The organism is Roseicyclus sediminis (genome assembly GCF_025515305.1).
Classification (GTDB): Bacteria; Pseudomonadota; Alphaproteobacteria; order Rhodobacterales; family Rhodobacteraceae; genus Roseibacterium; species Roseibacterium sediminis.
Genome location: NZ_JAOPHT010000018.1, coordinates 1 through 12,400, shown reverse-complemented (window position 1 = coordinate 12,400; position 12,400 = coordinate 1). Strand labels below are relative to the sequence as shown.

Here is a 12,400-nt window from a genome sequence, read left to right as displayed (position 1 = left end):
ACCCTTGCCCGCGCGATTTCGAAATCGCGTGGAGACGCACGTTGCAACGGGCCTGCCCCCAGCCGGACCACCCGAGGACCCCGCCCATGACACCGCAAGAGATGGAAGCCCGCATCGTCCGCTACGGCGAGCTTCGCCCCTGCCGCACCGCCTTCATCGACGCCCATACGCCGGGCTCGGACCGCAAGGAGAACTTCACCATCATCGGTGGCGGCGTCTCCGAGGCCGCCGACCAGCATGTCCACATCAACATCCCCCACGGCTTCAACATCGGCGCGGCCGGTCAGCCGCCCTTCTGCCGCAACTCGCTCCATTCCCACCGCACGGCGGAGGTCTTCTTCGTCCTGTCCGGGCGCTGGCGCTTCTTCTGGGGTCGCTGGGGCAACGCGGGTTCGGTCGTTCTGGAGGAGGGGGACATCTTCAACATTCCCACCGGCATCTTCCGGGGCTTCGAGAACATCGGCACCGATTACGGGATGATCATGGCCATCCTCGGCGGCGACGATGCGGGTGGCGGCGTGATCTGGGCGCCGCAGGTGATCGAGGACGCGCAGACCCATGGCCTCGTCCTTTCCGAGAAGGGCAAGCTCTACGACACCAAGAAGGGCGAACACCTGCCCGAGGGCGTGAAGCCCATGCCCCTCCTGTCCGAGGAGGAACTGACGGCCTTCCCCGAGCCCGCCGCCGCCGACGTCGTGCCGGGCTACGTCGCCCGCTACTGGGATCTCGTGGCGCTGGCCGACAGGACCCCCGTCACCGTGATCGGCAAGGAGGGCGTCCTGCGAGACAGGCCTGGCTTCGAGGTGCAGCTCGTCACACGGTCGAGCGCCACCCAGACGCCCCATTCCCATGACAGGCCGAGCGTCCTCATGCCCGTGCGGGGCCACTGGCGCGTGACCTGGCCCGGCGGCGAGACCGTGCTTGCGCCCGGCGACACGATGAGCGTGCCGGACAACCTCGCGCATTCGGCCGTGCCCGCGATGACGGGCGAGGCCGCGCTCTATCACGTCGTGGGTACCGACGACCGGCCTGGCTCGACCTGGAAGCCCGCGGCATGATCGCGGTCTTCGACGGGCACAACGACGCGCTCCTGCGCCTGTCGAAGGCTGACGACCCGGTGGCGATCTTCCGCGATGGCGGCGCGGGGCATCTCGACCTGCCAAAGGCGCGCGCGGGCGGGATGGAGGGCGGTTTCTTTGCGCTTTTCTCGCCCACGCCGGACGTTCCGCTCGATTTCACGGTCTTCGACCATCCGCCCTATGACGTCCCCGTTCCGGGCGCGCTCCCCCGCGAGGTGGCCTCGCACCCGATCGCCAGGCAGATCGAGATCGCGCAGGCGCTGGAGGCGGCGGGTCTTCTCGCCATGATCCGCACGCGCGGCGAGGTCGGCAAGGACACCGGCGGGGCGCTCGCCTGCGTCCTGCACCTCGAAGGCGCCGATTGCCTCGGCCCCGAGGGGGAAGGTCTCGAGACGCTCTTCGACGCAGGGCTTCGCTCGCTCGGGCCGGTCTGGTCGCGCCCCAATGCCTTCGCCCATGGCGTGCCGTTCCGGACCGGATCGGACGGCGACACCGGCCCCGGCCTGACGCAAGCGGGACGCGCCCTCGTCCGCTCCTGCCGCGACCTCGGGATGGTCGTCGATTGCAGCCACATCACGATGCGCGGTTTCTGGGACATCGGCGAGGAGGGGCTACCGCTCGTCGCCACCCACTCCAACGCCTGCGCCATCTCGATGAGCGCGCGCAACCTCACCGACGCACAGCTTCGGGCCATCGGCGAGAGCGGCGGCATGGCCGGCCTCAACTTCGGCACAATGTTCCTCAATCCCGACGGGAGGCGCGCGGCCGCCGGCGCGCTGGACCATGCGGTCCGGCATCTCGCGCACATGGTCGAGACCGCGGGCGAGGCCCATGTCGGCCTCGGCTCGGATTTCGACGGCGCGCCGATGCCCGAGGGGCTCGGCTCCGCGGCGGAGCTTCAGGTGCTCGTGGCCGGGATGGAAGCCGCCGGGTTCGGCGCCGATCTGATCGACCGCATCTGCCACCGCAACTGGCGGGACTTCCTTGCCCGCACCTTGCCGCGGGACTAGGGGAGGACGCCCGTGAACAGGAGGCGCGCGATGACGATGAAATCTATCCTTTCCGCCGCCGTGCTCGCGTGTTCGCCGGCGACGGGCGCCGTGGCGCAGACGTGGCAGGCCGAGCTCGGCGACAGCGGCGCGCTGATCTCGGCGCGCGCCTTCGCGCCTCAGGGCTCGCTCGCCTTCCTGTGTACCGCACCGTCCCGGGGCGGTCGCGCCCTCATCGAGACCGGTGAACACGAGGCGCTGAGGACCGGCATACCCTACACGGCGATCGTTGCGGTCGGCGACGCGCTCCTCGATCCCTATGCCGACAATTCCGACCTTCTGGCCGCGCGCGCCACCATCGACGCGACGACCTTCGGCCTGCCGCCGCTCGGCTGGGACGAACTCGACTGGAGCTGGCACGTCACGCTGCCGATGGAAGACGCGCTCTTTGCCGCGACGCTTGCCGCAGGGCGTTTCGTTTTCGATCCCGGGCGGGGCACGGCCTACGAGTATCCCGTCGACGGCCTGTCCATCGCCCTGTCGGCCGCCTTCGGTCACTGCATCGCCGGGTGGCAGGTCGCGGGATACCCGGTGCCCGCGGCCCTGAGCCCCCTCGCGCCCATGGTTGCACCGCCGGGGCATTCGGCGACTGTGGTGCCGCAGGGTTCGCCGGGCCATGCGCCCATCCGCGGACAGCGCCTGCCCGAGGGCTACGTCCTCGCACCCCTCCTGCCGCTTCCCGCGGTTCCGCCGGCACAGGGCGACGCACACCTGAGTTCGCTTTGCCAGGGGGCGTGGTATTCGGACCCGAACCATGTGCAGTCCGCCGATCTCGATGGCGACGGCCTGCAGGACTACGTGCTCAACTGGAGCGGCGTGGAGTGCCATGGCGCGATGACGGGGCGCGCCTTCTGCGGGGCCGCCAACTGCCGGATCGACGTGTTCGTCTCTTCGCGCGGATACGCCGCCCCCCAGGAATTCCTCGGCATAGGCCTCGACATCGTCCAAGACCGACAGGGCCGCACCGGCCTGCTCCTGTCGGGGACGCAATTCATCTGTTCCGATGGCGCCTGCGACAGCCCCTTCTTCTGGAACGGCGCCCAGTTTTCGCAATAGGAGACCCCCATGCCCGTCCTCACCACCCATGTCGGATCGCTCCCCCGGACGCAGGAGGTCGTCGACTTCATCTTCGCCCGCGAGCGCAAGGAACCCTATGACGAAGCAGCCTTCGACGCTGCGATGACCCGCGCCGTGGACGAGACCGTGCGGAAACAGAAAGAGGCTGGAGTCGACATCGTTTCCGATGGGGAAACATCGAAGATTTCGTATGCCACCTACGTCAAGGATCGGTACACGGGCTTCGACGGCGACAGCCCGAGGAACGCGCCTGCGGACCTGAAGCTTTTTCCGAGCTTCCTGGAAAGGCTGGCGAATTCGGGTGGGACGCCGAAATATGCGCGCCCCATGTGCGTCGGCGAGGTGAAATCCAGGGGGCAGGGCGAACTGGGGAAGGATATCGCGAATCTGCAAGCCGCGATGGCCGCCCACGGGGTCGAGCGGGGCTTCATGAACGCCGCCAGCCCGGGGGTCATCAGCCTCTTCCTGCAAAATGCGTACTACCCCAGCCGCGAAGCCTATCTCGCCGCGCTCGCCGACGCGATGAAGGCGGAATACGAGACCATCGTCGCGGCCGGCCTCGACCTTCAACTCGACTGCCCGGACCTCGCGTTGTCGCGCCACATGCTGTTCACCGATCTCTCGGACGAGGAATTCGTGAAGGTCGCCGCCTCCCATGTCGAAGCGCTGAACCACGCGCTGTCGGATGTGCCCGCGGACCGTGTCCGCGTTCATATCTGCTGGGGCAACTACGAGGGGCCGCATGTCTGCGACATTCCCATGGCGAAGATGTTCGACACGCTCATGTCGGTGAAGGCGCGCTACGTCCTGTTCGAGACGTCGAACCCCCGCCACGGCCACGAATGGGCCGTGTTCCGCGACCGAAAGGCCGACATCCCCGATGACAAGGTGCTGGTTCCCGGTGTCGTGGACACGACCACGAACTTCGTCGAGCACCCGGACCTCGTGGCGCAGCGCCTTCAGCGGTTCGTCGACATCGTGGGCGCCGATCGCGTGATCGCGGGCAGCGATTGCGGCTTCGGCACCTTCGCGGGCTTCGGCGCGGTCGACCCCGAGATCGCCTATGCGAAGCTCGCGGCACTGGGCGAGGGTGCCGCCCGCGTGGCATGAGCCTGCCGCTCGTCCTCCTGCCGGGCATGATGTGCGATGCCCGGCTCTTCGGTCCGCAGATCGTGGCCTTCTCCGGCGCTCGGGAGGTCACGGTTGGCGACATCACCGGCGCCTCCGATATCGGGGGGCTTGCAGAAGACGTGTTGAAGAACGCCCCGCAACACTTTGCCCTTGCAGGGCTTTCCATGGGCGGCATCGTGGCGATGGAGGTCATCCGCCGCGCCCCGGATCGCGTTGCGCGCCTGGCGCTTCTCGACACCAATCCGCGCGCCGAACTGCCGGCGGTGCGGGCCCGGCGCGGCCCGCAGATCGAGGCCGTCCGCGCGGGCCATCTCGCCCGGATCATGCGCGACGAGCTGAAGCCGAACTACATCGCCGACACGCCCGACCGCGCCGCGATCCTCGATCTTTGCATGGCCATGGCGCTCGACCTCGGGCCGGAGGTCTTCGAGCGGCAGTCGATCGCGCTCCGCGACCGCCCCGACCAGCAGGACACGTTGCGCGGCGTCTCGGTGTCCGCGCTGATCCTTTGTGGCCGGGAGGACCGGCTCTGCCCGGTGGAGCGGCACGAATTGATGCACGCCCTGATCCCCGGATCGGACCTCGTGATTGTCGAGGGTGCGGGACACATGCCCACGCTGGAGCGACCCGAGGAGACGACGGCGGCGCTGGCGCGCTGGCTTGCGGACTGAACCGGAAAGGGAAAAGGGCCGCCTCATTCTCCGCGCCGCCGACGGCGATGCGCCAGCGGTTGGTCCGGGCGGGGCAGGCACGGGGTGCGCCATGTCGCGCGGCTTGGGCGCGGTCTCGCGCACAACCCGCGTCGGGCCGAATTCGCTGTGGCCGCACGCCGTCTGCTGATCGATCAAGTCACAAAGGATGAAACGGCAGAGACGGCGATGATGGGCGGGGGAGCAGGCCGCAAGCGCCTCTCGGTCCCCTTCCGCCACGCGGGTGACAAGGGTTCTGTCGCCGGTGTCTGGCTTGTGTCGCCCCGGCCAGTCTACATTCGCGGAGAGGTCCGCTATAACAAGGCGAGAAACGCCGCCCGGACCGCAGGAGTGGCGGCGCGCCGGGTGAGGCCGTGAAGAACCGGCGGGGGGAGACATGTATCTCGGGATCGATCTCGGCACATCGGGCGTGAAGGCGCTGGTCATCGGCGAAGGGCAGGAGCCGGTGGCGGAGGCGTCGGCGCCGCTGTCGGTGTCGCGGCCGGATGCGGGCTGGTCCGAGCAGGATCCCGGTGACTGGATCGCGGCGACCGAACGCGTTCTGGCGGCGCTCGCGGGGCAAGGGGCGCTGGCGGGCGTGCGCGGTATCGGGCTGTCGGGCCAGATGCATGGCGCGACGCTGCTCGGCGCCGATGACAGGCCACTCAGGCCCTGCATCCTGTGGAACGACACCCGCGCCCATTCCGAGGCCGCGGCCATGGATGCCGATCCGCGGTTCCGCGCCGTCTCGGGCAACATCGTCTTCCCGGGCTTCACCGCGCCCAAGCTCGCCTGGGTCCGGGCGCATGAGCCGGAGACGTTCGACAAGGTGGCGATGGTCCTCCTGCCCAAGGACTACGTGCGCCTCTGGCTGACGGGGGAACACGTGGCCGAGATGTCGGACGCGGCGGGAACGAGCTGGCTCGACACCGGCGCGCGGGCCTGGGATCCAGGGCTTCTGGAGGCTACGGGCCTGACGGTCGGCCAGATGCCGCGCCTCGTGGAAGGCTCGGCGGTATCCGGCACGCTCCGCGACGGGCTGGCGGACCGGTTCGGCCTGCCGCGAGGCACGCCCGTTGCGGGCGGTGGCGGCGACAACGCGGCGACCGGTGTCGGAATGGGCGCGGTGGTGGCGGGGCGCGGCTTCGTCAGCCTGGGGACCTCGGGCGTGCTTTTCGCCGCGAACGATGGTTATCGGCCCGATCCCGGGACCGCCGTCCACACTTTCTGCCACGCGCTGCCCGGGACTTGGCACCAGATGGGCGTCATCCTGGCCGCAACCGACGCGCTGAACTGGTATGCGGGTCTCGTCGGTGCCGATGCCGCGACCCTGACCGCCGAGCTCGGGACGCTGGAGGCCCCCGGCCGAACGCTGTTCCTGCCATATCTGGGTGGCGAGCGGACGCCGCTCAACGATGCGTCGATCCGCGGTGCGTTCCTGGGGCTCGGACATGCCACCGACCGGGCCGCGGCCACCCGTGCGGTGCTGGAGGGCGTGGCCTTCGCGCTGCGCGACTGCCGCGACGCGCTGGCCGCCACCGGGACTGCGATCGAGGACCTGACGGCCACGGGCGGCGGCGCGCGTTCGGATTACTGGCTCTCGGTCATTGCCACGGCGCTGGAGTGCACGCTGATCCTTCCGCGCGCGGGCGATTTCGGAGCAGCTTTCGGCGCGGCCCGGCTCGGTCTCATGGCGGCCGAAGGGGTGGGGGCAGAGATCGCGCGCCCACCGCCCACCGCCCGCGTGATCGAGCCCGACCGGGGGCTCGCCGAGGCCTTCACGGAGGCCCATGGCCGCTACCGCGCCGCGCAATCCGCCATCAGCGGACTGACATGACCGCCTGCTTCAGGGCGTCCCGCCGCTTGCCCATGAGGGACCGGAGACGGCACACGAGTTCGCCTTAAGCCACTGCGATCCCGATCGTCTCGTTATGGGCGGGCGCATGGCGAAGTTGATCGGCAACCTCGGCTTTTTGCGCAAGATCGGTGAGGAGGACGCTGAAAACGAATGATGGTGCCGCAGGGGGGCGTTGAAGACTTGAACCAAGTCGTTCCACGCCGTCTCAATAGCAATTAAGAACAGACGCTTAGAGCGATCTCTCCGTTTCACCCTGTTCCATTCTGCCCCAAGGCATACCATATCTTGGGGTGGACTGGAGGGTGGACATGTCGACGAGGGCATTGAACAAGCTATCCGCAGCGCAGGTGAAGAGCTGCGCGCCCGGGAAGTATGCCGATGGCGGCGGCCTCTGGCTACACAAGCGTGACGATGGAGGTGCGCAGTGGTTCCTGCGCGTGACCGTCCACGGGCGCAGGCGAGAGATGGGTCTCGGCGCTCTGCGTGATGTGTCCCTCAAGGAAGCGCGAGAGACGGCAGCGGAGTGGCGCTCTGTCGCCCGGCAAGGCAAGGATCCGATCAAGGAGCGCCAGCGGCAGCGCCGAGAGGCTGAGAAGGCCGACCACACCTTGGCCGCCGTCGCGGTGGAAGCCTTCGAGGCGCGCAAGGCGCAGCTCAAGGGCGACGGGAAGGCTGGCAGATGGTTCTCGCCCCTAGAGTTGCACGTTCTTCCGAAGCTCGGACGCGTTCCGATCGAGGAGCTGGACCAGAGAGACGTGAAGAACGCCCTGGCCCCGATCTGGCACAGCAAGGCGGATACGGCAAAGAAGGCTCTGAACCGGCTTGGCATCGTCGTCCGTCATGCGGCGGCGATGGGGCTGGATGTCGATGTCCAAGTCACGGAGAAGGCGAAGGCACTGCTCGGCAAGTCGCGGCACCAGCCACGACATGTCCCGGCCATGCACTGGCGCGACGTGCCCGCCTTCTACCAAAGCCTGAACGAGGGCACGATCACCCACCTCGCTCTGCGGCTCCTGATCCTGACAGCAACTCGGTCCAGCGAGGTTCGCCTCTGCCATGTCGACGAGATCGACGGCGACGTCTGGACGATCCCGGGCGCGCGTATGAAGGGGGGCAAGGAACACCGCATTCCCCTGAGCAAAGAGGCCCAAGGCGTGATCCAGACAGCCCGCGCCTTCGAGCGCGACGGCTTTCTCTTTCCCAACGTGCGCGAGGGCGTGATCTCGGACGCCACGATGTCCCGTTTCATGGAACGCCAGGGACTGGAGGCGCGGCCACATGGGTTCAGGTCGAGCTTCAGGACTTGGTGTGCAGAAGAGACCGACGTTCCGCGGGAGGTGGCAGAGACTTGCCTTGCTCACATTGTCGGCGGCAGCGTAGAGCGGGCTTACCGGCGTACGGACTATCTGGAGCAGCGGCGGGATTTGATGGAGCGGTGGGGTTCGCACGTCAAAGGAGGAAAAGAGCGAGATGACCATGCCACAAGATAACGATAGCGAAGAAGCAATACCGCAATTGTCGGAAGACCAGCCTGACTACGATCCTCTGGACCGCCCCCCAGTCGAAGTCTTCCGCGCGGTCGAAGGCGAATGCAAACAACTTGCCGATTACCTAAGGCGAGGTAGGCCACCTTCGTATTACACAATTGATGCAATCGCAGCGTGGATGGCGGGGGAGTTGCCGCCCACAAGACCGCCAGGTAACCCATACGGAGGTGCGATGCGGCGAGTGGGGCGTGCGGTAGGGCTTAAGCTGGCTGAATTTGTTTACAAAAAACGGTTTGAGCATGCGGGAAGGCCGCCGGGAAAATCGAATGAGATTGCTGATGAAGTGGCTACGGAAAGGGGTCTGGATCCAGAAACCTTTCACAATTATCGGCGCCGCTCGAAGAAACAAAAAGAAATGAAGCGCTTACCTGAGATGTCGGACATGGAAAGGATGTGGTGGGAGTGGAAAGACCAACAGTAACTCGCAAATTTCGCTGAGTTCATGTTGGCTACGTGTGGGCGCCCTTCCCCTAAACCTTGCTCCAGTTGAATAACCACGGAGCACCAAATGACGCGCTTGATAACCCTAAATGAGCTTAGCCGCCGCCTGGGCGGCCGCGGCCGTACCAGCATCTACCGCGATGTATCGTTGTCCCGCCTCCCGCAGCCGAAAAAGATCGGGGGTCGGCTCTATTGGCGAGAGGATGAAGTCGACGCCTTTATCGAGGAGCTGGCCGATGCGGAGTGATGATACAACCTTCCGCCTGGCCGTGTTCAACAAGTTGGGTGGGCCACTCAGCAAGTCGATTTCACTGTGTGACGACGGCCGACCAATCTCGGACGCATCAGACTGCAAGATGTCGGCCGGATATGCCTGCAATGTCATGGTCGAGGGTTTGCTGGGTCTGGGCAACCTGATCTCGGGCCTAGAAAGCGAACAAGCTCTAGCCCTCGGACAAATCCTAAATACCGAAGACGGCAAGATCCTGGAAGTGGTTGTCAAAGAGGCTCTCACGGGAGCACCCGATCAGATCGCGCGATCAAAGGACCACATCCGCTTCGTCGAGGGACAGCCGGGCCTTCTTCTGATCGACTTCGATCAGAAGGGCATGCCAGATGATATCCGCGAACGCATCACCGAAGCCGGCGGTGCTTGGAGCCTCATCTGTCAGGTCGTCCCTGAACTTGCCGAGGCCGGTTGTCTTCAACGCGCCTCGACCTCTGCGGGCTTGCGGAACGCAGAGACAGGCGAGAATTACGAAGGCTCAGGAGGCGAGCACATCTATGTCGCCGTTCAAGATGCCGCTGATATCCCACGTGCCACGGAAGTACTACACCAGAGGCTATCGCTGGCTGGCTTGGGTTGGATCCGGCTCGGAAGTGTTGGGCAGATGCTCGAACGCTCCATTGTGGACCAATCAGTCGGATCACCAGAACGGCTGGTGTTCGAAGGTCCGCCAGTACTCGTGCCGCCTCTGGAGCAGTCTGCTGAGCCGCGTCGTCCCGTTGTGTCAGAGGGTATCGTGGTTGATACGCGGACCGCGCTGCCGGATCTGAGCGCCCGTGAATGGGCGCGGTTCCAGGCAATCGTGCAAGAGCAGAAACAGCTGCTACGACCAGCGGCGGATGAGCTGCGTGAGCGAGCCGACGACCGCCTTGCGCGGGAGTTGGCCGACAAGACCGGACTAGAGCTTCCTGTCGCAAGAGACCAGATCTCCCGGCGCCACAGGGGCGAGCTTTTGCCACTGCATCCACTGCAGTTTGACGATCGCGACCTCGGTGATGTCAATGTGGCAGACGTCCTGCTGAACCCGGATCGTTACGTAGGGGAAGCCCTCGCTGATCCGCTGGAAGGCGTCTCGTACGGCCGCAACAAGGCCAAGGTCTACCGCAGGGATGACGGTTCGCTCTGGATCAAAAGCTTTGCCCATGGCGGCGCTCGCTATGACCTAATCCATGACGCGGGGACACTCCGGGCCCTCCTGCAAGCACTCAGGGACAATTGACATGGAAAACTTCGTAAATGCATTGGCCACAGCCACCCTAGAACCAGGGGAAGAGCGCGAGTTGTTGTGGGAGGCCAGGCAAGTCCTTGGCGTCCCTATTGGAGAGCTCCGCGAACGCCTGGCTACAGCTCGGGACCACGCTGACGCGCGCCGACGGCGAGAAGGTGGGCGACACCGGCGCCGCGACCGGCGGCCGGTGATACCGGCTCCAGCGAGCAAAGCAGAGTTCACACCGACACTCCATCGGCTGGACGAAGAGCTGGCGACCGTCGATGTGGCCGTGCCGCCGTTCCGCACCCTCGACCATCGTATGGCGATGGTCACACGCCGGCCGATCAGTGAACTCCATCAGCTTGTAGCAGAAGAGGAAGAGCCACTACCGGCACCACCAGTGGCCACCATCAAGGTCGCTGATGAAGCGGAAGCCACGCTGATCCTAGAGGATCACGTGAGGTTCGCTCCCGTCGATCAAGATGACAACGTTGACGGTCTAGCGGCAGTACGACTGCAGCTCCCATTTCTTCGGGCATACGCCAATTGGGAAGGGTCTGTGCTGCCCCGCGTTAGGGGTATCGCCACGCTGCCGATAGTGCTGCCCGGCCCCCAACTCAAGACCGGCCGGCGCCTCGATCGGGACCTGGGTCTCATCTTCGAGGTGGATCCCATACTAGATGATGCCGTTTGCCAGATTGGCCCAGTGTCACTCGCGGATGCACAGGAGGCCTACACCTGGCTAGCCGAGAATTGGCTCTGCGATGTGGCGACGGACGCCGAGGGCCTCGCTATCCTGATCGCATTAGGCCTCACTGTCATCGAGCGACACCTGCTGCCGGAGCGCCCAGCTTTCTTCGTCGCAGCGGCTCAGCGAGGGAGTGGCAAGACCACGGCCCTCAACATGGTCTCGACGGCGATTGTAGGTTCGATGGCGTCGGCCGCGTCTTGGTCATTCGAAGAGGAGGAACAACGCAAAGCGGTCTTTTCTTACCTTCGGGAGGGTGCGCCGATGGTCGTGCATGACAACATCCCGCGCGGCTCGGCCATCAGCAGTTCCACTATCGAACGTGCGCTGACCTCTGCCGAGCTCACGGATCGCGTGCTGGGCGAAAGCCGCTCAGAGACAGTTCCGACAGCCACCATCATCACCTTCACCGGCAATAACATCAGTCCCAAGGGGGACATGGCCTCGCGCTCCCTCGTCGCGCACCTGTCGACGAACCGACCCGATCCTGAGAACCGGGAGTTTGTCCACGAAGATCCGTTCGCCTGGACGAAAGCGCACCGTGTCGAGATCCTACGGCGCCTATACACCATACTGATGCTCGTTAGGGCCAAGCCAAACAAGCTCAAGACCCGCTTCAAGGATTGGTGGTCGTTGATCGGTCACCCGGTCGAGCTGGTGGCCGGCGTCGACTTCGAGGAGATCTTCCGAGCCAACGATCAGTTCGATGAAGAAGCGCAGGGGGCGGCGGATTTCCTGGCGATGATGGCGAAATATCTGGAGGGCACCCGCGGCGGTATCGAGAGCGAGTTTACGGCGGCCTCCGTCGTAAAGCTGTGCAAGGACAGGTTTCCCGGGCAATCACGTTCAGACCACGAACCAGACCCTGCTGTCCTGAGGTCCGCCTTAGAAGAGGCCAGCGGTCGCCCGTTCGCTAACGATGTCGTGAACGCCCACCGCGTTGCGAAGAAGCTCAAGTCGATCGAAGGTCGCCCGATCGAAATCGACGGTGTCACGATGAAACTCGTCGTCGTCAAAGATCACGAAGGCAACAGGTACCGGATCGAGCGCATATAGATGCGCAATCGATTTGCCCATGCAGAGCCCGTCAGATCAGTCTGGCGGGCTCAGCTCTGGACCGACAAATAGTACGCCGCAACAGCGTCAGCTTCGACCGAAAGCGGACGCTAATGGAAAACGCAATTATGGCCGGTGTGCGGACGAATCTGACATTGGATCACCCAAGACCTGAAAGTACTCGGCGCAAAGTGGTGCCGCTATGAATCCCTCCCGCCCGTGTTTGGAC

At 65.4% G+C, this 12,400-nt stretch carries 11 protein-coding genes; all 11 read left to right on the top strand.

All coding sequences use genetic code 11. The annotated features are described in order from the left end of the window. The first annotated feature begins 86 nt into the window (after window positions 1-86). Window positions 87-1,058: a cupin domain-containing protein gene (locus tag N8I71_RS17645; protein WP_262879346.1), complete on the top strand. Its 972-nt coding sequence runs from the start codon at window positions 87-89 to the stop codon at window positions 1,056-1,058. Then, the gene (locus N8I71_RS17640; protein WP_262879345.1) at window positions 1,055-2,089 is read left to right on the top strand and encodes a dipeptidase; all 1,035 of its coding nucleotides are present in this window, start codon (window positions 1,055-1,057) and stop codon (window positions 2,087-2,089) included. The genes N8I71_RS17645 and N8I71_RS17640 overlap by 4 nt, the downstream gene beginning before the upstream one ends. A gap of 30 nt (window positions 2,090-2,119) precedes the next feature. Further along, window positions 2,120-3,184, top strand: coding sequence for a hypothetical protein (locus N8I71_RS17635; RefSeq protein ID WP_262879344.1), 1,065 nt, complete (start codon window positions 2,120-2,122; stop codon window positions 3,182-3,184). A 9-nt stretch (window positions 3,185-3,193) separates the two neighbouring features. Beyond that, window positions 3,194-4,315: a cobalamin-independent methionine synthase II family protein gene (locus tag N8I71_RS17630; RefSeq protein ID WP_262879343.1), complete on the top strand. Its 1,122-nt coding sequence runs from the start codon at window positions 3,194-3,196 to the stop codon at window positions 4,313-4,315. Beyond that, complete coding sequence (locus N8I71_RS17625) at window positions 4,312-5,007, top strand: alpha/beta fold hydrolase (RefSeq protein WP_262879342.1); 696 nt, start codon at window positions 4,312-4,314, stop codon at window positions 5,005-5,007. Before N8I71_RS17630 ends, N8I71_RS17625 begins: the two co-directional genes overlap by 4 nt. Before the next feature lie 415 nt (window positions 5,008-5,422). Continuing rightward, the gene (gene xylB / locus N8I71_RS17620) at window positions 5,423-6,862 is read left to right on the top strand and encodes a xylulokinase (protein ID WP_262879341.1); all 1,440 of its coding nucleotides are present in this window, start codon (window positions 5,423-5,425) and stop codon (window positions 6,860-6,862) included. A 329-nt stretch (window positions 6,863-7,191) separates the two neighbouring features. Next, window positions 7,192-8,373 carry a tyrosine-type recombinase/integrase gene (locus tag N8I71_RS17615; RefSeq protein ID WP_262879340.1) on the top strand — a complete coding sequence of 394 codons (1,182 nt, stop codon included), beginning with the start codon at window positions 7,192-7,194 and terminating at the stop codon, window positions 8,371-8,373. Further along, a complete protein-coding gene (locus N8I71_RS17610; protein WP_262879339.1) occupies window positions 8,354-8,851 on the top strand; it encodes a hypothetical protein in 498 nt (165 codons plus the stop codon). Before N8I71_RS17615 ends, N8I71_RS17610 begins: the two co-directional genes overlap by 20 nt. 87 nt (window positions 8,852-8,938) lie before the next feature. After that, complete coding sequence (locus N8I71_RS17605; protein WP_262879338.1) at window positions 8,939-9,118, top strand: helix-turn-helix transcriptional regulator; 180 nt, start codon at window positions 8,939-8,941, stop codon at window positions 9,116-9,118. Then, a complete protein-coding gene (locus N8I71_RS17600) occupies window positions 9,108-10,376 on the top strand; it encodes a hypothetical protein (protein WP_262879337.1) in 1,269 nt (422 codons plus the stop codon). Before N8I71_RS17605 ends, N8I71_RS17600 begins: the two co-directional genes overlap by 11 nt. A gap of 1 nt (window position 10,377) precedes the next feature. Further along, window positions 10,378-12,171: a hypothetical protein gene (locus N8I71_RS17595; protein ID WP_262879336.1), complete on the top strand. Its 1,794-nt coding sequence runs from the start codon at window positions 10,378-10,380 to the stop codon at window positions 12,169-12,171. Window positions 12,172-12,400: the final 229 nt, after the last annotated feature.